Source organism: Flavobacterium sp. GT3P67 (assembly GCF_004349155.1).
Taxonomy (GTDB): Bacteria; Bacteroidota; Bacteroidia; order Flavobacteriales; family Flavobacteriaceae; genus Flavobacterium; species Flavobacterium ranwuense.
Genome location: NZ_SMLF01000005.1, coordinates 177,818 through 203,210 on the forward strand (window position 1 = coordinate 177,818; position 25,393 = coordinate 203,210).

At 33.8% G+C, this 25,393-nt stretch carries 27 protein-coding genes and 1 pseudogene; 6 read left to right on the forward strand and 22 right to left on the reverse strand.

Annotated elements, in window-relative coordinates; genetic code table 11:
- Positions 1–12: 12 nt before the first annotated feature.
- The gene (gene can, locus E0H99_RS10250; RefSeq protein WP_131994809.1) at positions 13–648 is read left to right on the forward strand and encodes a carbonate dehydratase; all 636 of its coding nucleotides are present in this window, start codon (positions 13–15) and stop codon (positions 646–648) included.
- 46 nt (positions 649–694) lie between these two features.
- Here the strand turns inward: can and E0H99_RS10255 are convergent, their stop codons facing one another.
- Positions 695–1,894 carry an LETM1-related biofilm-associated protein gene (locus tag E0H99_RS10255; RefSeq protein WP_131994812.1) on the reverse strand — a complete coding sequence of 400 codons (1,200 nt, stop codon included), beginning with the start codon at positions 1,892–1,894 and terminating at the stop codon, positions 695–697.
- A 115-nt stretch (positions 1,895–2,009) separates the two neighbouring features.
- Positions 2,010–2,537 carry a superoxide dismutase family protein gene (locus E0H99_RS10260; protein ID WP_131994815.1) on the reverse strand — a complete coding sequence of 176 codons (528 nt, stop codon included), beginning with the start codon at positions 2,535–2,537 and terminating at the stop codon, positions 2,010–2,012.
- A gap of 371 nt (positions 2,538–2,908) precedes the next feature.
- Here E0H99_RS10260 and E0H99_RS10265 point away from each other — a divergent pair, with 371 nt between their 5' ends.
- The 5 genes from E0H99_RS10265 (at position 2,909) to E0H99_RS10285 (ending at position 6,432) form a co-directional block, all read left to right on the forward strand.
- Entirely contained in the window at positions 2,909–3,757 is an 849-nt protein-coding gene (locus tag E0H99_RS10265; protein WP_131994818.1) for an SDR family oxidoreductase, read from the forward strand.
- 64 nt (positions 3,758–3,821) lie between these two features.
- A complete protein-coding gene (locus tag E0H99_RS10270; RefSeq protein WP_131994821.1) occupies positions 3,822–4,739 on the forward strand; it encodes a YihY/virulence factor BrkB family protein in 918 nt (305 codons plus the stop codon).
- A 141-nt stretch (positions 4,740–4,880) separates the two neighbouring features.
- Complete coding sequence (locus E0H99_RS10275) at positions 4,881–5,312, forward strand: META domain-containing protein (protein WP_131994824.1); 432 nt, start codon at positions 4,881–4,883, stop codon at positions 5,310–5,312.
- A 100-nt stretch (positions 5,313–5,412) separates the two neighbouring features.
- Positions 5,413–5,934 (forward strand): DUF4251 domain-containing protein, encoded by a 522-nt coding sequence (locus E0H99_RS10280; protein WP_165930210.1) that lies wholly within the window; start codon positions 5,413–5,415, stop codon positions 5,932–5,934.
- 39 nt (positions 5,935–5,973) lie between these two features.
- Positions 5,974–6,432: a copper resistance protein NlpE gene (locus E0H99_RS10285; protein WP_131994830.1), complete on the forward strand. Its 459-nt coding sequence runs from the start codon at positions 5,974–5,976 to the stop codon at positions 6,430–6,432.
- Positions 6,433–6,499: 67 nt separating this feature from the next.
- Here the strand turns inward: E0H99_RS10285 and E0H99_RS10290 are convergent, their stop codons facing one another.
- The 20 genes and pseudogenes from E0H99_RS10290 to E0H99_RS10385 all read right to left on the reverse strand — a co-directional run bounded on the left by E0H99_RS10290 (position 6,500) and on the right by E0H99_RS10385 (position 25,114).
- Positions 6,500–8,305 (reverse strand): acyl-CoA dehydrogenase family protein, encoded by a 1,806-nt coding sequence (locus E0H99_RS10290; RefSeq protein ID WP_131994833.1) that lies wholly within the window; start codon positions 8,303–8,305, stop codon positions 6,500–6,502.
- A gap of 37 nt (positions 8,306–8,342) precedes the next feature.
- Positions 8,343–8,699: pseudogene (locus tag E0H99_RS10295) on the reverse strand (four helix bundle protein).
- Between the two features lie 37 nt (positions 8,700–8,736).
- A complete protein-coding gene (locus tag E0H99_RS10300) occupies positions 8,737–9,918 on the reverse strand; it encodes an acetyl-CoA C-acyltransferase (RefSeq protein ID WP_131994836.1) in 1,182 nt (393 codons plus the stop codon).
- 4 nt (positions 9,919–9,922) lie between these two features.
- Positions 9,923–12,313 (reverse strand): 3-hydroxyacyl-CoA dehydrogenase/enoyl-CoA hydratase family protein, encoded by a 2,391-nt coding sequence (locus E0H99_RS10305; RefSeq protein ID WP_131994839.1) that lies wholly within the window; start codon positions 12,311–12,313, stop codon positions 9,923–9,925.
- Between the two features lie 42 nt (positions 12,314–12,355).
- Positions 12,356–12,841, reverse strand: coding sequence for a MarR family winged helix-turn-helix transcriptional regulator (locus E0H99_RS10310; RefSeq protein ID WP_131994842.1), 486 nt, complete (start codon positions 12,839–12,841; stop codon positions 12,356–12,358).
- A 137-nt stretch (positions 12,842–12,978) separates the two neighbouring features.
- Entirely contained in the window at positions 12,979–13,365 is a 387-nt protein-coding gene (locus E0H99_RS10315; RefSeq protein WP_131994845.1) for a hypothetical protein, read from the reverse strand.
- Between the two features lie 243 nt (positions 13,366–13,608).
- A complete protein-coding gene (locus tag E0H99_RS10320) occupies positions 13,609–15,384 on the reverse strand; it encodes an AMP-dependent synthetase/ligase (RefSeq protein ID WP_131994848.1) in 1,776 nt (591 codons plus the stop codon).
- Between the two features lie 158 nt (positions 15,385–15,542).
- Positions 15,543–16,196: a hypothetical protein gene (locus E0H99_RS10325; RefSeq protein WP_131994851.1), complete on the reverse strand. Its 654-nt coding sequence runs from the start codon at positions 16,194–16,196 to the stop codon at positions 15,543–15,545.
- A 23-nt stretch (positions 16,197–16,219) separates the two neighbouring features.
- Entirely contained in the window at positions 16,220–16,633 is a 414-nt protein-coding gene (locus E0H99_RS10330; protein WP_131994854.1) for a hypothetical protein, read from the reverse strand.
- Positions 16,634–17,547: 914 nt separating this feature from the next.
- On the reverse strand, positions 17,548–18,066 hold the full coding sequence (locus E0H99_RS10335; protein WP_131994857.1) for a hypothetical protein: 519 nt from the start codon (positions 18,064–18,066) through the stop codon (positions 17,548–17,550).
- A gap of 84 nt (positions 18,067–18,150) precedes the next feature.
- Entirely contained in the window at positions 18,151–18,594 is a 444-nt protein-coding gene (locus tag E0H99_RS10340) for a hypothetical protein (protein ID WP_131994860.1), read from the reverse strand.
- Positions 18,595–18,639: 45 nt separating this feature from the next.
- Complete coding sequence (locus E0H99_RS10345; RefSeq protein ID WP_131994862.1) at positions 18,640–19,668, reverse strand: PEGA domain-containing protein; 1,029 nt, start codon at positions 19,666–19,668, stop codon at positions 18,640–18,642.
- Between the two features lie 183 nt (positions 19,669–19,851).
- Complete coding sequence (locus E0H99_RS10350; protein WP_131994865.1) at positions 19,852–20,385, reverse strand: hypothetical protein; 534 nt, start codon at positions 20,383–20,385, stop codon at positions 19,852–19,854.
- A 112-nt stretch (positions 20,386–20,497) separates the two neighbouring features.
- Entirely contained in the window at positions 20,498–20,941 is a 444-nt protein-coding gene (locus E0H99_RS10355) for a hypothetical protein (RefSeq protein WP_131994868.1), read from the reverse strand.
- A 173-nt stretch (positions 20,942–21,114) separates the two neighbouring features.
- Positions 21,115–21,633, reverse strand: a complete 519-nt coding sequence (locus tag E0H99_RS10360) for a hypothetical protein (RefSeq protein ID WP_131994871.1) — start codon at positions 21,631–21,633, stop codon at positions 21,115–21,117.
- Between the two features lie 218 nt (positions 21,634–21,851).
- Positions 21,852–22,223, reverse strand: a complete 372-nt coding sequence (locus E0H99_RS10365) for a hypothetical protein (RefSeq protein WP_131994874.1) — start codon at positions 22,221–22,223, stop codon at positions 21,852–21,854.
- 113 nt (positions 22,224–22,336) lie between these two features.
- Complete coding sequence (locus E0H99_RS10370; protein ID WP_131994877.1) at positions 22,337–22,732, reverse strand: hypothetical protein; 396 nt, start codon at positions 22,730–22,732, stop codon at positions 22,337–22,339.
- Between the two features lie 9 nt (positions 22,733–22,741).
- Entirely contained in the window at positions 22,742–23,152 is a 411-nt protein-coding gene (locus E0H99_RS10375; protein WP_131994880.1) for a hypothetical protein, read from the reverse strand.
- A gap of 33 nt (positions 23,153–23,185) precedes the next feature.
- Entirely contained in the window at positions 23,186–24,271 is a 1,086-nt protein-coding gene (locus tag E0H99_RS10380; RefSeq protein ID WP_131994883.1) for a PQQ-binding-like beta-propeller repeat protein, read from the reverse strand.
- 81 nt (positions 24,272–24,352) lie between these two features.
- Positions 24,353–25,114, reverse strand: coding sequence for a LuxR C-terminal-related transcriptional regulator (locus E0H99_RS10385; protein ID WP_131994886.1), 762 nt, complete (start codon positions 25,112–25,114; stop codon positions 24,353–24,355).
- Positions 25,115–25,393 lie beyond the last annotated feature (279 nt).

A 25,393-nucleotide genomic window follows, 5' to 3' on the forward strand; every position in this document is an offset into this window, starting at 1 on the left:
TACACAAAGATTATGAGCGATTTTTATAAAAAAATACTAGAGAATAATAAAAAATGGGTTGAGACTTCTTTAGCGAGTGACCCAAATTATTTTCAAGATCTGGCCAAAGGTCAAACGCCACCATTATTATGGATAGGTTGTTCAGATAGCAGGGTTCCTGCAAATGAAATTGTAGGTGCAAAACCTGGAGAAGTTTTTGTACATAGAAACATTGCCAATATGGTAGTGCATAGTGATATGAATATGTTGAGCGTATTGGATTATGCAGTAAATGTGTTGAAAGTAAAGCACGTACTGGTATGCGGGCATTATGGTTGCGGAGGTGTTAAGGCAGCAATGGGAAATGATTCTATTGGTATTATTGACAACTGGATTCGTCATATAAAAGACGTATATCGTTTGCATAGCACGTATTTAGATTCTATCAAAGATGAAACAGAGCGTTTTAATACTTTTGTAGAATTAAATGTAAAAGAACAGGTTTTTGATTTAGCCAAAACATCAATTGTACAGTCCGCTTGGAAAAATGGGCAGGATTTAACTTTACACGGATGGGCTTATGGGCTTAATTCCGGTTTTGTAACAGATTTAGATGTGAACATCAGTTCCGAAAAAGATTTGGACGATGTATACCAATTAAAATTTTAACACAAGAATTCTAAAAAAAAAATCCGCTCACGTAGCGGATTTTTTTTTATTCATTATCGAGATTTTCATTAAAAGCTGATGGCAATAGAGTAGGGATGAATTTTATTAAAATAGGCAACAATAAACTACCGCCAGGAAGTAAAAAGATAGTCAACGAAGGAATGGTTTTGCAAATTTCCAATAGTTGTTTTTTGACTTTTTTCTTTTCTTTTTCGTCCAAATCTCTTCGAGTAGAGTAGGCCAATAGTACCATTAACTCTTTGCTTTGTTCAATTTCCTTTATCAACCTGTTTTTATTACGGCTTATTAGCGTAACAACACTTTGAGTCGTTTGATCGTAAAAATGTTTGACAGGATTTGAGTAATTGAAATAAGGTATTTCTTTTTTATGTTTCGTTATAAATGCATCGGTACTGTCTATGCTTTGGTTTACAAAATCATCTGATACCGATAATGTTTCAGCTAATGAATGTAAAAAATAAGATTCATTGTTTTCAATTTTGCCATCACTCCATAAAGCCATTCCGGCAATATCTATCAAATAATATTGTTCTAATTCGTTTGTAAAATAATCCAATTGCAGCGTTTCCAGACTTTGTACAGAAACTCGGGAAAATTTACTGTACCGTATTGACGCTTCAAAAAGCTTTATTAATAAATCATCATATTGTGATTTTTTAGATTTAATTTTTAAAGCTAATGTCACAATATTTACAATTGTCTCTTCAATTTTCTTCAGGTATTTTTCGGGAATTTCTCCATGTATTAAGTATTGGCGAAAAGCCAGAACATCTATAAAAAGTAACGCATTCGTTACCAGATGAGAGAAGTTTTTACTGATGATACTATCGTTAGTTTGAACACGCTCATCAATTATTTTTTCCAGTGTTAGGGAAGGAGAATTTTTAGGCAGTATTTTTTTAAACAAATTGAAACCTTGAGGATTCATTTGATTGTAAAAAGTAACTGTTTGTTTAATGAAATTTTCGGAACTGATTTCGTCATTGGTCAAACAAAAAACGCTATGTAAAGTATTTAGTAGTGCAACTTTAGAAATCTCTTCTTTAAACCAGCCTTTGGTTTCAATTGTATTTACGGTATCAAATGTGATTATATGCCCATAAATAAATCCTGTTTCTCTAACTTTTTGATAAAATGTATCAGTAGTTTTAGAAACTGTTTTCTCTGAAATTTTTTGTTCTATAAAAAATTTATCTATCCAACCTGATGCCGAAGGGTTAATCATTGCTTTAATTTAAAGGTACAAAGCTATGTTTTTTTACGGTTTTGACATTAAATTAAAATTAAAAAACCGTCTTGTTTTAAAAACAAGACGGTTTTTTATTGAAAATTCTGAAGTCTTATTTAATAATAGCAGAACATGCTACTCTACCTCCAGCATTTCCTGTAGGCTGTGTAACGAAATCATCGGTATCTTGATGAACAATAAGTCCTTTTCCTAGAATATCTTTAGTTGCATCAGCGCCACCAATACTCCATTCATCTGTTGTTAAAGTAATGGTTCCGTTTCCTTTTTCATCAGCTGTAAAGTTCCCTATATCTCCTTTGTGATGTTCACCAACGCCCCATTTTCCGTGTTTTTTGAATGTTGGATTCCAATGTCCTCCAGCTGAACTTCCATCAGCTGCTGAACAATCTGATTTTTCATGAATGTGTATGGCATGAACTCCGGGTTTTAACCCCGCTAATTTGGCAACGAAAGTTACCTTGCCGTCTTTTTCTGTAAAAGTTGCTGTCCCAGAAACATTGCTGTTACTTTTTGCTTCAAATGTAATGTCAAGTCTTTTAGAATCATTTGAACTGCTGCTTGTTTTGCAACCCATAATAATTGCGATGATAATTACGATTGATCCAGCTATTTTTTTCATGAGATGTTTTCTTTCAAAGATAAGAAAATTTTAGATTGCGTATAATAGGATTGCGTTTTAAAACTGCTTAGTAGTAATTATACAATATTGATGTTAAATTCTTAAATAATTTCTTTGTAATTTTGAAAGTAACCATAAATTATATAATCATGAACCTATGAACTGGTTAACCATTTTGGTTTATTAAAGATGTTTAAGTTTTCATCACCCAATACGCAAACAAATGCTTAGGGGTTAATCCATAGATTATTACAATATAAAATGATAAGGATTTAAACCATTTGCTTATTTATCAAATAAAGTATAAAACCGGAAACTGGGTGAATAAAATAGGTTAATTTTAGGATACCAAAATTTCTAATCATAAAGTTATGGCAAAACCAAATAAATTTCCAGAGCAAAGCCAGAAGGCACCTGGACAGGAATTTAAAATGGACCCACAGCCCAAAATTATTAATATAAATTATAAAGGAAGCGGAAAATTAGAAGGCAAAACAGCACTGATTACCGGTGGCGATAGCGGTATTGGCAGGAGCGTGGCCGTTCATTTCGCAAGAGAAGGAGCAAACGTGGTTATTGTTTATTTGAACGAGGAAAAAGACGCATTGGAAACCAAACGGCTGGTGGAAAAAGAGAACAGGGAATGTTACCTTATCAAGGGCGATTTAAAACAGGAAAAATTCTGCAAAAGCTGTATTGACAAAACAATCAAAAAATTTGGGGGTCTTAATATCATTGTCAATAATGCAGCATTTCAAATATCTAAAAATGAGATTGGGAAAATTACAAAAAAACAATTGTCTGAAACCTTTGAAACCAACATTTATCCTTTTTTCTTTATTGTAAAAGAAGCCATGCCGTATTTAAAAAATGGTGACAGTATTATAAACACCACTTCGGTAACAGCTTATAGAGGAAGCGATCACCTTTTGGATTATTCAAGTACCAAAGGAGCAATAGTTACTTTTACGCGTTCGCTGGCGATTATGCTTGCCAAAAAAGGAATACGGGTGAATGGTGTTGCTCCCGGTCCAATCTGGACACCCTTAATCGTTTCCACTTTTGAGAAGATCAGCGATTTTGGCCAGGATACGCCGATGGGTCGGGCTGGGCAGCCCTCTGAAGTGGCTCCAGCCTATGTGTTTTTAGCCAGTGACGACAGCAGCTACATTACTGGTCAGATTATCCATGTTAACGGCGGGGAAATAGTTGGCGGTTAAGTATCTCTTTTTCTGTTATAGGACGTAATCTATCGGAAGGATATAAAAAAAAATAGTTTTAAATATGAAACACAAAGAATTAGCCAAGACAAGTTGGAATTTATTAAAGTCAACCTATAATGAATTTGATGAGGATAATGCCATTAAATTAAGTGCATCATTGTCCTATTATACTATATTTTCACTACCCCCATTGTTAATTATTATTATGTCTATTTGCGGTTTTTTCTTTGGAAGAGAAGCTGTTGCCGGTAGATTCTATGTCCAAATTAATGAAATGGTCGGTAATGAAGCTGCGATTCAAATTCAGGAAACCATTACGAATATTGAACTGTCTGATAGTATAACATTTGCAACGATATTTGGAGGAATTATGCTGTTAATAGGGGCTTCAGGTGTATTTGCTGAAATACAAAGCTCCATAAATTTTATTTGGGGCTTAAAAGCAAAACCGAATAAGGGAATTATGAAATTTATTAAAAATAGATTAATGTCATTTTCCATGATTGCATCGGTTGGGTTTTTGTTATTGGTCAGTTTGATGGTAAATACAGTAATGGATGTTATAAATTCTCGGTTGGTCCTTTATTTCCCTGATACAACGGTTTATTTGTTTTATATTCTTAACCTATTAATAGTATTTTCGACCACGACAATGTTGTTTTCAATTATTTTTAAAACATTGCCTGATGGATATATTGCTTGGAAAGATGCTTTGATAGGTTCCAGTTTTACTTCATTTTTCTTTATGTTTGGCAAATTTGCTATAGGGTTTTATTTAGGAAGTTCAACTGTTGCAACTGTTTATGGTGCTGCGGGGTCAATCATAATTATTTTAATCTGGGTGTATTATTCGGCTATAATATTATATTTTGGAGCTGAATTTACTAAAGTATATGCTAATGCACATGGTAATAAAATCATTCCAAATGCTTATGCCGTAGCAATTAAGGTGGAGGTCGTAGAGGTAAAAAAGAATTAGATTAATATTTCCGAATGTAAAAGTTTGATGCCTTTAAAATATAGTTTTTGTAAGACTCTTTTTTGTGTTTTTTTTGAAAAGCTACACATTGGCAATGTTTTTGCACTATTTTAAAAAATATAAAAATCAAAAATTAATCACATGAGAAAAATAATTCTGTCGCTTACTATTTTATGCTTGGCATTTATTTCTTGCAATTCAGCCAAAACAATCACAGGTAAAACAGCTTCACTTGAGGGAACTTGGGAGTTGAATTATGTTACAGGACCAAGAATAGCTTTTAATGGATTATATCCTAACAAAAAACCAACCATCACTTTCGATTTGAAAGAGAACAGCGTTTCAGGCAGTGGTAGTTGTAATAGATATTCAGGTAAACTAAATGTAGTTGGCAATAAAATCAGCTTTAAAGAGGGAATGGCAATGACCAAAATGATGTGTACAGATATTCAAGGTGAAAATATTTACATGTCAACTCTAGAAAAAATAGATTCTTATGCAATTTCAGAAGATGGAAAAACCTTAAATTTCATCATGGACGATATCGCAATGATGCGTTTTGAGAAAAAATAAATTCAGAAGTTATATCAATCGAATCTTGATGATTTTTCAATACATATAAATTGGTGACTGAATTATGAATATTATATCCAAAATATTAAAATTGCATATCATGAAAACAAAAGTAGCAGTTTTACTAATTTTTCTGTCACTTCTAATGACTACTGGTTATGCCCAAGAAAAAAGTAAGAGGCAATTAAGAGAAGGGCGTAAAATAGAGAAACAAAAACAAACGGCGGCTTTGGTTGAATCTAAAGAGTTCGTTTTTATTGGAAGAACAGCTTTGCCTCAAGGGTTTAGAACGATGGATTTAACCACGAATCCTAATTATGTGCAATTCCATCCGGATAAGATCAAGAGTGAAATGCCTTTTTTTGGCAGAGCATTTAGTGGAGTTGGTTATGGTGGCGATGCAGGATTACATTTTGAGGGAACTCCTCAAGAATTTACTGTCGAGAAAGGTAAAAGAGCCTATAAGATAAAAGCAGTTGTCAGAGGTGATAAAGATACTTATACGTTGTTACTTTCCGTTTTCTTTGAGGGCAGTGCAACGCTTTCCATTAGTTCCAATAATCGAAGCACGATTTCTTATAATGGCGATATATTCAAAATTGAAAAGAAAGAGGTTAAGTAATCTTTTATGGAATGAAAATTTAAGTAATAAAAATGCAATATGAAAAATAAAATTATTTTACTTGTCTGTACTTCATTATTCTTTTTTAGCTGTAAAAAAGAAATGAAAAAAGAGGATGTTAAAGCGGACTCTATTGCAATTGCGGTTGGAGAGACTACAGCGACAGATATGCATAATTCCCAAAACTCTTTAGATTGGCAGGGTACCTATAAGGGAATAACTCCTTGCGCCAATTGTGAGGGGATAGAAACTGAAGTTGTTCTGAATAAAGACATGACTTTTATTATAAAAACAAAATATCTAGGTAAAGGAGACCCAAAAACATTCGAAGAAAAGGGTACTTTTGTTTGGGATAAAACAGGGGGAATTATTTCTTTAAAAGAATTGAAAGATAAACCAAATCAATATAAAGTGGGTGAGAATACATTAACTCAACTGGATATGGAAGGCAAAGTAATTATAGGGGATTCAGCTAGGATGTATATTTTGAAGAAATAAAAAAACCGTCTTGTTTTCAGGAACAAGACGGTTTTAAACAAATAAATCACTAAATCACTATCTTCAATTAAAAACAATATTCATTTTTAGCTACTAATTTTGAAGTGATTATTTCTCTCAATCCTACAATATTTGGCATATTAGTGTATTTTGTAAAACGACGTAATCCCATTAACATCATACGTTGTTCATCACCTTCAGCAAAAGAGATAACACTTTCTTTTCCTTTTTGAGTCACAATATCCACAGCTTTGTATAAATATAATTTTGCCATAGCAATTTGCTCTTGGACTTTGGCTTCTCCTTCTTTTTTGGCTAATTTTTCAGTTCTAAGAATAGTACTTTCAGCCATGTAAATTTCAATCAAAATATCTGAAGCGGCCATCAATAATTGTTGGTGAGCATCTAAATCTGGCCCGTATTTTTGAACAGCTCCGCCAGCAACCATTAAGAATGCTTTTTTCAATTTGCCAATCATTTCCTTTTCTTCTGCAAATAATTCAGAATAATCAGGTGCGTCAAAAGAAGGGATTCCCATTAATTCTTCTTGTACTTTAGAGGCTGGTCCAAGTAAATCAACGTGCCCTTTCATCGCTTTTTTGATTAACATTCCTACCGATAACATTCTGTTGATTTCATTTGTTCCCTCGTAAATACGGGCAATTCTGGCGTCTCTCCAAGCACTTTCCATTGGCGTGTCTTCTGAAAATCCCATACCTCCAAAGATTTGGATTCCTTCATCAGCGCAATTTTGAATGTCTTCCGAAACGGCCACTTTTAGAATAGAACATTCAATGGCATACTCTTCAATTCCTTTCAATTCAGCTTCTTGATGGGGAGCGCCTTCCGCTTCGCGTGACGCAATTCGATCTTCAATATCTTTTGCAGCACGATAAGTAGCACTTTCTCCGGCATAACATGAAGTTGCCATTTCGGCTAATTTTGCGCGGATGGCTCCAAACTGTGAAATAGCAGTATTGAATTGTATTCTTTCATTAGCGTATTTTGTTGCGTTTGAAATGACCCTACGTTGTGCATCCAAACAGGCAGCGGCCAATTTGATTCGGCCTACATTCAAAGCATTCATGGCTATTTTGAACCCATTTCCTCTTTCGGATAACATGTTTTCAACAGGAACTTTTGTATCTGCAAAGAAAACTTGACGCGTGGAAGAGGAGCGAATTCCTAATTTATGTTCTTCTTCGTTCATAGAAATACCATTATTAGGGTCATTTTCTACGATAAAGCCAGTTATATTTTTATCCTCTCCGATACGGGCAAAAACAATAAAGACATTGCAAAACCCTGCATTGGTAATCCACATTTTTTGTCCTGTGATTTTATAATGCGTTCCATCCTCAGATAATACTGCTTTTGTTTTTCCGGAATTGGCATCACTACCAGCGCCTGGTTCAGTCAAGCAGTACGCTCCAAACCATTCGCCAGAGGCTAATTTGGTTACGTATTTTTGCTTTTGTTCTTCCGTTCCGTACAAAGTAATTGGCAATGTTCCAATTCCTGTATGTGCTCCAAAAGCAGAAGAAAAGGAACCTGTTGCTCCCGAAATATAATCACAAACCAAAACAGTATTAACAAATCCCATTCCCATTCCGCCATAAGCTTCAGGAACAGCGATACTCAAAAAACCCATTTCAGCAGCCTTATGCATACTTTCTACAGTTAAGGCAAAATCTTTTTTCTCAAAGCGATCCTTGTTAGGCCAGATTTCTTTGTACACAAACTCTCTCACGGAGTCACGCATCATTAATTGCTCTTCATTGAAATCTTCAGGAGTGAAGATGTCTTCGCATTTTGTTTCTTTAACCAAAAACTGACCACCACGGGTTACGTTTTTTTCAATTGTATCTGCCATTTCTTGTTATTTTAAATGATGAATTTTAAATTTTAAATTATTTCGTAATGCTGACTTCCTGAGAAGTCTTTATTATTTTTGTTATAATGTTTATTATATGCTCAATTTCAATTAATTAATTGGACACAGATATTGAAGTCAGTTCCGATTTATCTAATAATCGCAACCAGTATTTCGTTTCTCTAGCTTCTTTAGATGCAATAGCCATTTTATTTATGAAATCTCTTTTAGATTGTGCAGCAATTGCCTCTTGAATATTGGCGCCAATACTCGTTGCTGACCTTAGTATTTGTTTAGAAACGATGAATTCATTTTCTTTTTTAAGCTGAATAAAAAGATTTATAATCGACAATGCAAAATCAAAATTTTTAATTGCAATAATGTTATCTTTCATACCCATTTAAAATTTAAAATTCATCATTTAAAATAAATTAAAGCAGTTCGTAGATTCCAGCAGAACCTTGACCTGTTCCCACACACATACTTACAATTCCGTATTTGCTTCCTCTGTGTCTCATTTCGTCGAATAGTTGAACAGAAAGTTTAGCACCTGTACAACCTAGTGGATGACCTAATGCAATCGCTCCACCATTGACATTGATGATATCAGGATTTAGGTTTAATTCTCTCGTTACTGCTAATGCTTGTGAAGCAAATGCTTCGTTTAGCTCGATTAAATCAATATCATTTAATGTTAATCCGGCTTGTCTCAACGCTTTTGGAATTGCTTTTACAGGACCAATTCCCATGATTCTTGGTTCTACTCCTGCTGATGCGAAGTTTACCAAACGGGCGATAGGAGTAAGGTTCAATTCTTTCACCATTTCTTCACTCATGATTAGAACAAAAGCTGCTCCATCACTCATTTGAGAAGAGTTCCCTGCAGTTACACTTCCGCCAGCTTCAAAAACGGGTCTTAAACCTGCCAAAGCTTCTACAGAAGTTCCTGCTCTAGGACCTTCATCTTTATTTACGACATATGATTTAGTTTCTTTTTTACCATTTTCATTGATAAACGTCTGTTCCACAGTAATTGGAACAATTTGTTTGTCAAATCTGCCTTCTGCTTGCGCTTTCAGGGCTTTCATGTGTGAGTTATAAGCGAATTCATCTTGGTCGGCACGTGATACATTGAATTGTTTGGCAACCGCTTCAGCAGTTAATCCCATTCCCCAATAGTAATCTTCGTTTCCAGCTTTTGCAACAGCATAATCCGGGGTTGGTTTGTAACCTCCCATTGGAATAAAACTCATGCTTTCAGCACCACCGGCAATGATACAATCCGCCATTCCAGATTGGATTTTGGCTGTTGCCATACCAATTGTTTCTAATCCTGAGGCGCAATAACGGTTTACGGTTACACCCGGAACATCTTCGATTTTCAATCCCATTAAGGAAATCAATCGCCCCACGTTAAGTCCTTGTTCTGCTTCCGGCATCGCATTTCCTACCATTACGTCGTCAATACGTTTTTTGTCGAAATCAGGCAACTCATTCATCATAAACTGAATCGTTTCTGCTGCCAATTCATCAGGACGTTTAAATCTAAACACACCTTTTGGAGCTTTCCCCACGGCTGTTCTGTATGCTTTTACTATATAGGCTGTTTTCATTTTTTTAGTTTCTTAGAGGTTTCCCTTTGGTTAACATAAATTGGATTCTCTCCAATGTTTTTCTTTCGGTACAAAGCGATAAGAAAGCTTCACGTTCCAAATCCAATAAATATTGTTCGGTTACTAAAGTTGGTTCTGATAAATCACCACCAGCCATAACATACGCCAGTTTGTTAGCAATTTTCTTGTCGTGTTCCGAGATGTATTTTCCGGCTTCCATTTGGTCCGTTCCTACTAAGAACATTCCAAGAGCTTGCTTTCCTAATACTTTCACATCGCTTCTGCGAATCGGTTGTGTGTAACCTGCTTCTGCCATTAGTAAAGCGTGTTTCTTCGCTTCGGCAATCTGACGGTCTTTATTCACTACAATAATATCTTTTCCGTGTTGTAAAAGTCCGGTATCAAAAGCTTCGTATCCAGAAGTAGACACTTTTGCCATAGCGATCGTCAAGAAATATTCTTGCAATACGTTCAACTCCACATCATTTTTATGGAATAAATCAGCTGCACGCAATGCCATTTCTTTCGATCCGCCGCCGCCAGGAATTACTCCAACACCAAATTCCACTAATCCCATATATGTTTCTGCTGCTGCAACTACTTTATCAGCATGTAAACTCATTTCGCAACCACCACCAAAAGTCATTCCGTGTGGGGCAACCACAACTGGAATTCCAGAGTAACGCACGCGCATCATCGTGTCTTGGAACATTTTGATCGCCATATTCAACTCATCGTATTCTTGCTCGACTGCCATCATGAAAATCATTCCGATATTGGCTCCAACAGAGAAATTCGCTGCTTGATTTCCAATAACCAGACCTTGATATTCTTTTTCAGATAAGTCAATTGCTTTATTGATAGCTGCCAAAACATCGCCACCAATCGTATTCATTTTAGACTGGAATTCTAAATTCAAGATTCCGTCTCCTAAATCTTGTATAATCGCTCCGCTATTGCTCCACACTTTTTTGCTTTCGCGAATGTTGTTCAGGATGATAAAGGCATCCTGACCGGGAACTTTAGTTTGCGATTTGGTTGGAATATTGTAGAAAAAAGTTGCTCCTTCTTTAATAGAATAAAAACTAAAACTTCCTGAAGCCAACATATCAGTCACCCAAGCAGCTGGCGCTAAACCTTCTGCTTTCATGATTTCGATTCCTTTTTCGACACCAATGGCATCCCAAATTTCGAAAGGGCCATTTTCCCATCCAAAACCGGCTTTCATCGCATCGTCAATCTTGTATAATTCATCTGTAATTTCAGGAATTCTGTTCGAAACGTAAGCAAACATTCCTGCAAAACTTTTTCTGTAGAATTCTCCCGCTTTGTCTTTTCCTTTTACCAGAACTTTAAAACGGTCAATAGGTTTATCGATCGTTTTTGTCAGTTCTAAAGTAGCAAAAGTAGCTTTTTTAGCCGGACGGTATTCTAAAGTATCTAAGTCCAAAGACAAAATATCTTTGTCTACTTTTTTATAAAAACCTTGTCCAGTTTTACTACCCAACCATTTGTTCTCCATCATTTTGTTGACGAAATCAGGCAGTTTGAACAAATCGTGTTGTTCGTCATTCGGGCAGTTTTCGTAGATTCCGTTGGCAACATGTACCAAAGTATCCAATCCAACTACATCTACCGTTCTGAAAGTAGCCGATTTTGGACGGCCAATAACTGGACCGGTCAATTTATCCACTTCTTCAATCGTTAATCCCATTTCTTTTACCAAATGAAACAAACTTTGAATCCCGTAAATTCCGATTCTGTTACCAATAAATGCCGGAGTATCTTTGGCAACGACCGAAGTTTTTCCTAAGAATTTAGAACCATAATCTGTAAGGAAATCCAAAACTTCCGTTGCTGTTTGTGGGCCAGGAATGATTTCGAATAATTTTAAATAACGCGCAGGGTTAAAAAAGTGTGTCCCACAGAAATGCTTTTGAAAATCCTCGCTTCTTCCTTCACTCATAAAGTGAATTGGAATTCCAGATGTATTTGAAGTTACCAAAGTTCCCGGTTTTCTGAATTTTTCAATTTGTTCGAAAACCATTTTTTTGATGTCCAAACGTTCCACTACAACCTCAATAATCCAATCAACAGCAGCTATTTTTGCCATGTCATCAGTGGTATTACCAGTTGTGATTCTGCTGGCAAATTTCTGATTGTAGATAGGGGATGGTTTCGATTTCAGTGAATTGGCTAAATGCTCGTTCACCAATCGGTTTCTTACAATTTTGCTTTCTAAAGTGAGCCCTTTTTTAGCTTCCGCTTCGGTAAGTTCTCTTGGAACAATGTCCAACAGTAACACTTCAACTCCAATGTTGGCAAAATGGCAGGCAATTCCAGAACCCATAATTCCGGATCCTATTACTGCAACTTTTTTAATTGTGCGTTTCATACGTTGTTTATATTTGTTTTTTATTTGAATATGGTAACGCCATTATTGATTGTTCTTTTGGGACATGGCGGTGTCATTTTCTATTTTTTCGGTTTGATTAAATATGTTTTTGTCTAGAATTAATTCGTTAATCGTTTCCGCTACTTCAATAAAATGTTGCAGTTTCTCCGCTGAGATGTGTTGTTTCACCGTTTCATTGAATTTCAACACCGTATTCTTAGATAATTCTCTTTTTTCTTTTCCAAAATCAGTCAGGTAAATTAATACCCCACGGCCATCTTCAGGGTTTTTCTTTCTGATGATTAAGCCTTTTTCCTCCATGGATTTTAAGGTTCTAGTCAGGCTGGTGGCTTCCATTCCCATTTTTGGTCCTAAAGACGTCGAAGGCGTTCCACCTTCTTTATCAATACTCAACAAAGCAAAGCCTGTTGCCATACTCGCATCATACTTAGAAGCTTCCTCATTATACATTCTGGCTACTGCTTGCCAGGTGGCGCGTAAAATATAATCTATTGTTTTATCTTTCATATGTAACTATATCGATTTCAAATATAATAAAAAAAATACTATGCACGCATAATATATTGAAATATTTTTTTGAGATTTTTTGTTTAAACTAAAAAACTCCCCAAGAAATGAGGAGTTTATAGGTGTGTTTTTATATTTTATTTTAGTTTTCCATTAACAAGAGCAATTACTGCACCTACTAATGCGGCCATTACAACAGTGATTGCAATATCTAATCCCATAGTTTGATAATTGATATCACTTGTCATAGAATTCATAAAGAAATTACTGTACAGTGCCATGAATAATCCAATAACGGCACCGGCTTTTAAACCAGTCTTTGCATTTGAAATTCCGGCCCATTTCGTAAAAATGTAAGAGACGAAAAATCCAAAAGTCATACATCCTAAAAATATGAATAACATGTTTTCATTTCCATTAGTAGGGAATGAGTTTTTAAATAGGATTGCGTAAAACAACCATCCTAAAAGAAATTGGACGATACCACCTACGATGCCTGAAACTAAAAATTTTTTTACATTCATAATGTTTGGTTTTATTGGTTAACACAATAAAGATATTAAAAAATAACAAAGCAATAGATAGTGTTAAAGACAATTAAATATGAAATGATTGGTTGTGTTTTTATTTTAGTTTTAAAAAAAAACTCATCAGTTATTGATGAGTTTGTGATTATTTATTAATAAGGTTTTCCCTTTCTTAAACTCCCCACTATTCATATCTTTCAAAAAATGAATTGCATCTGGGAAATAGGTTTTTATCAAAGGCTAGTTGTAGATTTTATTGAATAACTCAATGTATTTCTCCATCACTATTTTTCGTTTTAGTTTTAAAGTTGGAGTCAATTGTCCGCCTTCAATCGACCAAGCGTCCGGAGTCAATTCAAAACGTTTTATTTTCTCCCAATTTCCAAATTTTTCATTTAAGGTATCTATTTCTTCTTGAATTCTTGCAATAACTTTTTCATTTGCAATGATTTCTTCATTGCTTTTTCCAACATCAATCCCATGAATATTTGCCCATTCTTTAATGAAGTCAAAACTTGGCTGAATAATGGCTGCCGGCATTTTTTGTCCGTCACCAATCACCATTATTTGTTCAATGAAACGGGATTGTTTCATCGTGTTTTCGATTAACTGTGGTGCAATGTATTTTCCTCCAGATGTTTTGAACATTTCTTTCTTACGATCCGTAATTTTCAAGAAACCTTCTTCATCAAATATTCCGATATCACCCGTGTGGAAATAGCCATCTTGAAGTGCTTCCGCCGTTTTTTCGGGATCTTTGTAATATCCCATCATCACGTTAGGTCCTTTACAAAGAATTTCTCCGTCTTCGGCAATTTTTACTTCTACATTATCGATTACTTTCCCTACAGTTCCTATTTTGAAACCGTGATTTCTCGTGTCGTTTACAGATATTACAGGAGAAGTTTCGGTTAAGCCATAGCCTTCCATTACCGGAATTTCTGCGGCAGCGAAAATTCTGGCTAATCTAGGTTGTAAAGCGGCACTTCCTGAAACCATCAGATCTAAATTACCTCCCAAACCTTCTTTCCATTTGCTGAAAATCAATTTGCGGGCAATTTTGAGTTGGAACTCATACCAAAATCCATTTTTGCCATAAGGCTCATAGATTAATCCTAAATCAATGGCCCAAAAGAAAAGTTTCTTTTTGATGCCTGTTAATTCGGTACCTTTTGCATAGATTTTATCGTATACTTTTTCAAGAAGTCTGGGAACCGCAGTAATAACATTTGGTTGTACTTCTCTGATATTGTCACCAACTTTATCTATGGATTCGCCAAAATAGACGGCAACACCATAATATTGGTATAAATACAAAATCATTCTTTCAAAAATATGACAAATTGGAAGGAAGCTCAAGGCACGACTATTTCCTGCTTCAAAAGGAATTCTCGAAGCACTGTCCAAAACATTGGATACAATGTTTTTATGCGAAAGCATGACTCCTTTAGGTCTTCCTGTTGTTCCCGAAGTATAAATAATGGTTGCTAAATCTTCCGTTTTTACATTATTTTTACGCGCTTCAACTTCATTTTGATTGCTTTGGTCTTCGCCAAGGGTAAGCAATTCAGACCAGTTTTTACAACCTTCGATTTCGTTGAACGAATAGACTTCTTTCAAATTTGGAACATTATGTTTTATCAAATTTACTTTTCGTAATACTTCAGCATCCGAAACAAAACAATAAATGGCACCGGAATGATTCAGGATATATTCGTAATCTTCTTCGGAAATAGTAGGGTAAACAGGGACGTTTTGTGCACCAGTTTGCAAAATACCAATATCCATAATATTCCATTCGGTTCTATTATTAGAAGAAATAATGGCAATTTTATCGTCTTTTTGAACGTTCATTCTTAAGAACGCTCTCGAAATGGCATTGGCTTTGGCAATATATTCTTCGGTAGAAGTTTTTATCCAAACGCCATTTTGCTTTGTTGATAAAGCATCAGGAATTGAAGTATATTTATCTTGCTGATAATAAGGAAAATCAAAAAGTCTAGTTATTGGAGTCATTATTCGAATATTGAATTGACTCGCAAATTAGAAAAAAATCGCGGTATTTTTAATTTTTTTGAAATTAATTGGAAAAATTTAATTTCCTATTTGAAAATATTGTTATTTAAATAGACATTGTATGAATTTATAATAAACCTTGCAAGGTGCTTTTCGAATTAATCGAGATGATGCAATCTATATTGAACACATATTTCCAAGTCACCCATTTTAAAACCGGCATTTTTTGCGGCTTCGTGAATGCGTTTTTGATACATTTCCTGAAAATTGAGATGGAGGTTTCCGTCATCGCAAAGGCGTAGCGAAAGCGGTACTTCACCATTGGCTGTAATCAGGAAAACAACAGGAACGTCATATACGCCGGAAAAAAAGAACAACTGAATACCTTTGTGCAAATCTGAAACTTTTATTTGATATCCCAGGTTTTCCGTTTTTCTTCCACCATATAATTTAAACAGGTTTCGTTTTCTGAAATTTTCGAATTCAAATTGGAACAGGTTTTTTTTATTAAAGTAGGTAAGATAAACATCCTGAATACCTAAATCCGTTAAAAACCTTTGCAAGACCAAGGGAAATGTTGCGATATAATCTTTTTTATTGTCGGCATCATACGCCAACACGCAATGACTGTTTATGGGCGGTTCAATGGGCTGGAAAGGTTTCAGGTGATCGTAATACTGTTTCAACATATAGGCTTCCTTTTTTACGGACAAATCAATGTCTGAAGTATAGCTTTGCTGAAATTCGGCAATTAAATTATCGGCAAATACCGAAGAGTTAAATATTTCTCGGCGTGTAATGGGTTTGAACATAACGTAATTGTTTTAATTCCATCTTAATTATTTTCGAGCCATTGGGCATAAATAAGAATGCCGCTCAATATAATATTATCTATATCTTTTGAACTTTTAGCCTTAAATTCATCGCCGGCAATCTCATATTTTTTTGTTTCGAAATCATAACTAAGCGAATTGCCACTTTTATCATCATCCTTTATATTGAGAGTCATGGTATCTTTTTCCATTTGCATAGTTGAAAACTTCTGATTTGCAATTTGTTCACCACTTTTTTCAATGGTATAGTTGCCAATATATTCTTTAACATTTTTTATTTCACCAAAAACATCTTGGGTGTAACTCCGTGATTTGATATTACTAATGGTGATGGTGTAATTACCGGAGGTAAGTTTTTGTGCGAATGTACTGCTAGTAATTAGGGCTAAAAGTACAATTAGTAAGTGTTTTTTCATAATTTCAAGATTTTATTTTTATTAAAGATAGTGTTTTATTCGGGTCTTAAATCTTCAGTATCTCTGGCAATAGGAGCTCTATTCGACTCGAGAATCATAGCTTCTAAATGACTTTTTTTTGAAGGGTAGCAACGCTTACAATCATTTTACAACCATTTTTATATCCAGTAAAATCCCCGCTAGGCAAAATTATCTTTGTTTATTGTTGAAGTTCCCAGGAAATTACTTTTTTGTTATAGATTATTTAATTTGTGTTTTTATATATTGGATTATTTTAAATAAAATCAATTCTTTATTTAAGTGCTATTTCTTCTTTTCTACACAAAGTTGTCAGTTTGTCAAACTGTTCCTTCAGTTTGTATAAATTTGCTTTTTGAACACCTATAATTCTGCCAATAGTTTGGTTATTTCTATCTTTTAAATAGGTGTATGGAAATTAAATATCCCATTTTTTTATCGCAAACAAATCAAGGGTTCTTGTTGTTTTTTTAGGACAGCAATCAGGTAGAAGCTTATGCTTTTTGCCAGTTGTTGTATTTTCGGCTTTAGGGATGCTGTCTGTAAAGCTGATAATGCCTTTTCGGTTAAGCTGATTTTTTTTATAAAAGTATCATATTTTTTATTGTCTATATAATAAGCAAGAGGGTTAGCTTTGATAATAACATTGATACTATCGGCCGTTTTATAAAATTCTGATTTAGGATATTATGCAAATACCGATAGAGAAAAGAATAGTAAGCAACTGGCAATTTTCATTTTTTAGTTTTTAAATTATTCCCAAATTTCATCAATCAAACGATGAACAATATTTTAGATTCGTATCGTAATGTAAGTACTCAGTCAAATGAATTTATTTTCAAAGATTTAGATGGATCAAAGTTCATTAATCAAACAAAGGTTCAAGGATTATTGTCCTAATAGGTTTTTATCCGTTCTCCTAAAATATATATTTTGTTTTCATCGGTATGAACAGAAAACGATACCACGTCCCAAGCGTCTATTTCTCCAGATTCCCAGCTTGCTCCTTTGTGTTTTGCTTTTATTTGGTACCAAAGATTATACATAAAACCCCAATCGGCTTTAATTTTTTTGGGAGTGCCGTCCATGTCACACTCGATACCCCAAACCATAGGTGTTCTGGACATTTGATGATTTTGAAACAGGCCGGTTCCATCAGAATTGAGTTGTACTATAGGGTCTTTTTTGCTTTCAAACAAATAATCTCCCGTAATAGGATAACCGATTTCTTTTGTAAGGAAATAGGCTTCGTTTTTAATTTTTATTTCTTGAACATTTTTACCCAATTTTGCAGCTCCAGGTTTTGCAGCAACAGTTGTAGTTTTTTTTGGACTGTTTAAATTTGTCTTTTTTTGAGCCTGTGTGCTGGTAATAAAAAGACTTAAAACAATAATCATTAGATTTTCAGTTTTCATGGGTAGTTATTTATTAGTAATTGATCAGTGTATCGCCAATTCTGTATTCTTAATCTTGATATGGAATCAAGTTAATCTCATAAATTATTTTTTTGTTTTCAATTTTGTTACAATTTTTAATAAACCTTCCCTGTTTTTTGCTTCGTGATAAAATTTAGGCAGTTTTTCTAGTAAAGTAAAACCTGTTCGATCTTTATGTTCCCGCAAGGTGGCACCAATATAGCGTTCCAGATACTCCAGATGTTTGTCGTTGTACGCCCAAAAAACATCATTTTTGAAAGGCGCTTTTAGCCATAATTCCGACTCAAAATACCAATTTGCCGACATATCTACAGTGCCTTTTGGAATTAAGGCCGTGGTAGTTTCCTTGTTATAGCCGCAATGAGCACAAAGCAAGCGAGCTTTTTTAGCCTCAAAATTTACTGTGGCAATTGCTTTTTTGGCACAAGAAGGACACACAACCCAGACTTCTTTGTAAAAGTCGTAACGGGTTAAGTTTTCGTCTTGAAAGCGGTTGGGCTGGTTCATATTTGAAGTCTCATGTATTGTAATTACTGGTCCTTTTTTAGTGGTCTAGTCCACGGTTTCAAAAAATATAAAGAATTTTTTGTTGCTCATGGAAAATTTAACACGTACGTCATCGTCAGTAACCATAGCCCCTTCATTTCCAAAGGACCTGTTTTTTTCGGGAAAATTTTTAAGTTGTGCTACAATTTTATTGTAATGCTCGGTAACTTCAAGCTTGTTTTTTTTTGTAATATTAATGCTATATCCATAATTTACTAGTTCATCATTCTTGTCAAAACTAACTTGTGTTGGGGCATCAGCCTTTGCTGTTTTTGGATTAAAAGCAATCATCCCCAAAATCAAATTGCCTGCTAATTGTTGCTTTAAAAGACTTGAAGCTTGAGGATTGTAGTTTTTAAAATCCTCTTTTTTCATTTTTGGATTGAATTTGTATACCGTCGAAATACTATCAATAAAATGGGTTACTTTAATTTTTTCGTCAATGGTGTTTTTTGTTTTAAAATTGCCATTCATCATATTTACAAAAACATTGGTGGTTTCGCCTCCAATTATTTCAATGTTCTTTTTTATAATTTTTTTATTAAAAATAAACGTGACGTCAAGATTTCCGGCAGTAATGTTGTCAACTACCCATTCGTCTTTGGTTTTTGGACTGTTGGTTACACCTTCAATAGAGGGCATGGTAATTTTTATGTTTATGGGAACGGATTGAATTATTAGTTTCCCGGTTGACACGGCTGCTTTTTTTTCTGTTTCACCTGAGTTACCATTTTCGGTGATATAAACGGTGTTTTTGACAAAAGGTTTAACTTTATAAGAAAAAACCTCTCCTTTTTTTAGGGTTATTGTTTCTTCGAAAGCGATATATCCCTCTTTGACGATTTTGATCAGGTTTTTACCAGGGGTGACATTTTCAATGATACAGCCACCGTATTCGGCCGTTGTTTTTGCCTTGAATTTATTGTTTAAGAACACGGAGAGGTCAGGTTCTCCATTTACTTGTATATAAGCAGTTTGTCCTAATAGTATCGTGCTAGTCAACATTAGTAGGGAGAAAAGAATTGTTTTTTTCATTTTCAGGTAATTTTTAAATGAGAGATTTGGTGAATTATGTTTATTAATAATTACGCAAGTTAAATAATGGTTATTTCATAATCAAAAAATATTTGATTCTTATTTTGGACACGGAATTTCTCAATTGCGACTCGTGAATCTTTGTTGTCATAAGCACTCCGGATTTTAACTATAACCTTGTTTTTAACGCTCAGCATTAAGGTGATAAGTGATACCTGCTTTTTCGTCATTTAGCGTTAAATCATATCCACCACCATATCCTTTATTTACTTTCAGGTCATAAACAAACACTTGTTTGGGGATTGTATTCAGGGTAATCTCATTTTCAGTTATTTCATATTTTTCCCCATCACTTTTAGCTTCTGCAGCCGATTTTTGTTCGGGAGTAATATACATATAAGCAGTACCGTCAGTTTTAAATACCCAGGATAATCCCGACCATTCGCGTGGCATAAAATTTCCCTCCTGATCTTTTTTAGTCATTTGTCCTAATGCCCATTCGCGGGAAGAAATAATTTGTTTAGACTCCGTAAGCGTAAGTGTTTTGGTTCCAAATATATTTTTAGCATCCTTACTAGACAATGAATAGATCGCTTTCTCTCGAGTAGTAATTTTATAGTTTTTATCATAATAGTAAATTTTTTCTTGGTCTTGACTAAATACGTCGCTTGCTGATGTGATAAGTATTAAAAGAACTAAAATTTTAAAAGTCTTCATATTATATTTGTTTGATTATTAATTAGCGTATAATTATAATTATTTTGGTTCGAAAGCATCAAATTTTCGCCCTGAAAGCGGTTGGGTCGTGTCGTTTTAAATTTCTAAATTATTAATCGCATTTGAATTTGGGATTTTGTTCAGAATATAAACGACATATAAACTGTAATTTATACAATTCCTTTCTGAGTGCTTGTCTTTCTTCTGGACTACCTAGGAAAATTGTGACTATTGTTTCTTGGTTTTGATCCAAAGCCTTAATCTCATCTTCTTTTATAACAAACGATTGTACCTTCAACAAATTGAAAATGAAGCCATTCTCTTTTGGGCCTAACCTGGTTGAGCTTTCGATACAAAACACATCTCCCTGCAGATTGGCATTTATTTTTGTGGGATAAAATAGAGCGTAATCCTGATGTGTAAAAGACGTATTTCTGTCTTGCTGCAGCATAACGTTGATGGTGTCTATCGTTTTTATCAAATTTGATTTATAAGATTGCGCTTCCGACGATAAGGTGAATAATATCAGTATGCAAAGGATTTGGATGGTTTTCATATTATAAATTATATATCAGAAATTTTGGCAATCAATTCAATTCCTTCATAATTATCGTAGCTCATGAATAGATAAGGCTAGTCTTTTAGGATATTTTGTTGCGCATTTTCGTATGCTTTTTTTTTGTTTTTTAGAATTTATTTTCCCATCGTCTGTTGGGAAAAAGTAAAAACCTATTTTATATAATCAGGGTGGATTGGGCTGATAAACATTAAGCGATGTATTTTTTCATCTGACCCATCAGTTCCAATCTGATATTTATAGGAACTTTTAGACCATAGTTTTCCATCCTCACTTTCATCTATAATTTTAAAATTTTCATCTTTCAATTGTATTTCACAAAAAACAGTATTTATGGCAGCTATTTGATTAAAAACACCTATTAAAGCTTTGTCTTTTTTATCATAACATGCCGCAATAGTATTTCCTATCGGCCCCTTAAATTCTAAATATACAACTTCTAAAAACGCATCATTTGGTAATTCTATTTCATTTTCATTCTCTTCTTGAAAAGAATAATTATTCTCCTTCATAAAACCTTTAATAGTTTTGTAGCTAGTGGTAAACGCAACTTTTTCCAGTATTGCCAGGTTTCTATCTTCGAAATTTATTTGTGCATAACTAGCCGTGTTTACTATGCAAAAAAAGATAACTAAAAACCAATATTTTTTTTTGTTCTTGCTGTTTTTCATGTTTTTTTTATATAGTTATTATTAATTATTACCCTCAAACCTCCTGCGGTTAAAAAACCTTCATAGTTAGATCTGCACCAGTATCAAAGGTTTTCTCTTATATTTCATTCATAATTCATGCGAGCACAAAGTCGGGAGACTTTGCACAGCACAAGCCGAATACATTTTGCAGTGCTGGAGATATGAGTTACAAAATACTACAATAGATAAAGGTGATTTTAGTCTTTGCATTTTTTATTAAATTCTTTTACATCCTTATTAAATCTACTAATTTTATCGGTTAACTCTTTTTGCAATGTGTTAGAGCGTTCAACGATTATGTCATATGCTTTACCAATTTTTTCATATCTATCCTTTAAATCCTGATACCCATAGCTATCGGTATGCATATTGCTAAGCTGCTTAGTTATAGAATTAACCTCACTTAATAGACTAGCACCCTTTTCATAGCTTTTATTATGGGCATCATGCAGTTCTTTTAGAGATGCTTCTTCTGTGTCAAGGTATTCACCTCTTTTATCACAGTCAAAGTTCTGTGAGTAAAGGTTACTAGTTAAAGTAATGATTAGTAATAATAATAGTCTTTTCATTTTTAAAATTTATTTAATTATTTTAATATACTCTGGGTCTTCTTTCTCCCTTTTGTACGTTTACTGAACAGATAACGAGTAGGATCGCTGCAACACTAATTTTTTTTAAAAAATTATTTATTCAATATTTTTTTTAAATCCTCTAATGCTTGATAAACAGTTGCCGCATTTTCTGAATAAAATGTGATGTCTATTCTAGGTGTAGCTTGATAGATTTGAATCCTGGAATCATTATGATATCTTATTGTTGCGTCTTTTATATAAAAAGTTACATTGCATCCTTTTTCACTGCCTGAAATGGCTATTTCTCCAGTTTCTGAGATCGCTATTTTAGTCATATCATAACATGGCGGATCATACATTCCTCCAAGAAAAGGTTTTCCAACTAAATTTTTTTCGAGTGTGATTGCAATTTTTGAAAAATCATTAGTTTGTCCGTAGGTGATATGACTCAGTAAGCAAAAACTGGCTATAAGAAAGGCATTTCGGAATTTGTTTGCTTTTTTCATGGATTAAAATTAATGGATTAATGATTTACGTGAATAGGTAAAACCGCCACAGTTGAATGCAGATTTATCTTTATTCATCGTCATGGTTACATTACCTGAGGATTGCCAAGTGCTTGTTCCTTTTGAATAAGCCTGGTTTCCTGCATTCCAGGTATTGTCTCCATTGTGTGTAATGTTTTTGAACTTAAAATTATATTGAATAGAATTTGTTGGCCAGCCACTGTTTCCTACGGCAAAAATCAAGGCTTTGCTACCTTCGGCAAATACAGCGGTACCATCAATACTGATTCGCACACCATCGTTACGTTCCCACATCCCATCCATATCTTTGGCCTCGAAAGTTTGAGCTTGGAGATTGTTGATGTTAATTACTCCCATAAGGAATACTAAAAGGGCCAAATACTTTTTTTTTGTTTTCATAATTATTTTAATTTATTGTTAGATATTGTTCAGTCAATATCTATTATCCAATTCCAACTTAACCAACTGCCCGTCATTCCTTGAAATCAACCATAAGTTGTTATCCTCTAAAATGGCTTGGTGTACATTCCATTGGATTAAATCAAAAGTTTTTACCGTTTTGTTTTTTTTTAAATCATAAATGACAAGAGTGTCTAAATAGATAAGCCAAACAGTATTCGCTTCTGCCTTTAGAATTTCAGTATAATTACTCACTCGATTTTCAGTAAACGGAACGATTTCTTCCAGTTTTACTTCATTTTCTATTTTGTTCTTGTTGTTAATAATTAGCATTTTGTTTTCTCCTAAAACAATTGTCTTGTCTTTGGTGTATTTTAATTTTAAAACTTCGTCTATGTCAAAATAACTTACGGACAGTTCCTTTTGATTGTGGATCAAATATCTGAAATTTCTTATACATTTTATGTCTTCGGCAAAAAGGGTTGCTTTGTGTTTGCATTTGGTATCCAGCAACTTACCGCTATAGTTCAGTTCAAACCAATTGTTTTCTTCGGCATTAGCAATGATTTTATCTTTCAAATAATAGGGTTGCTTGTCAACACCATGTGCTATAAATTTTTTCCAAATCACTGCATTTTTTTTTAGATCATACGCCAAAACAATGCCACCAGTTTCTGTATCAATAGCAGTGCAATACATTATATTACCTTTGAAAATGGGTTGGGTGTTTATTGACACTATGGATAATGTTTGAATCGTATCACCTGTTTTGACATTGAGTTGTATGCATTTATCTACATATTCACTAATATGTTTTTCTATAAAAACATTGTCTTGATATAATTTTGGAGCATTATTCGATTTGTTGGCCACATAATAGGACCAATTTAATGCCCCCGTTTTTTTATCGTAGGCATAAATTTTATAATCATTGGCATTAAGATAAACTTGAGAACTATCGATGCTAATGGAAGAATAAAAATTGGATAATTGATTTTCTGAAAAAGGGATTTTCGAATTGAAAAATTCGGTTTGTGCAACAGCGATATTGCCTAATAATAAACCAACACAAAAAACTAGTCTGCTAACTGTTTGTGTAATGTTTTTTTGGTTATACATTTACTTTGGTTTAATTACGTTAACAAAATACGAATAATATATAGCGCAGTACAATACCCATAAATGGGTATTTTTATGAATTTATAATAAACCTTGTAAGGTGCTTTTTCGAATTAATTGGGCAGTATTTCTAGAGTTGGATTTTTTTAAAATATTTTTGCGATGCGTTTTTACAGTATCAACACTGATAAAAAGTTCATTGGCAATTTTATTGTTGTCAAAACCTTCTGCAATTAACTTAATAATATCAATTTCTCTTTTTGAAAATTCTGAAAAACAGTGCTCACCTTCAAAAATATCAATATTCATATAGGAAGGTTCCCCTTTCAGCCCAATCATGGAATATTGATAGGTATTGTTTTTGGTCAAATGATCGATTCTGGTATGAATATTCAATGATTTTCCAAATCCGCCTTTTGGATCTAATGTCAGTATTATGGCTTGATGATTGAGCATGCAATACTCGCCATTTTTCATTCGACTTCTAAAACTGTAATTCATTTTATAGTTAGTCAATTTTTCCGGACCTATATTCGTATAAAAAAACTTAAGTATTGAAGCTTCGGCTCTTGATATAAAGTCAATATCATCAGGATGTATCGTTCCAAGAATATCATTAAAACATACAGTGTCTGGATTAAATCCATGAATGTCAGCTATCGCTGGACTAATGTTTGATAAAGACATATCATAAAAATCAATAATATAAAAATAGAAAGGTCCAGTACTTATTATTGAACTGGCAATTTCATCAAACTTTATTTGTGGTAATAAAGTGTTTTCGTTGGCTTTTTTTTGAGTATCAATCCAAACCGAATGAAGTTTTTGTAGTTCTTGAATCATAAAAACTATTGTATTTTTAATTTGAAACGTTGTTAAAAATACAATAGTTTTTATGATTCAATGAATAATGAATAAAATTTGTTAAAAAAATATAAAAACATACTAAAATTCTTAAATTTTAACAATATTAATTTTTATTTATCAATAATAAAAGCGCTCACCATAGGCGAACGCTTTTATGAAATCTATAGCAATCTAATTAATTTTTGTCCATCCATCTTCTGACATTGACAAAAGCTTCATGCCACTGAGAAACTTCATTGTCTCTGTATTTTGGAT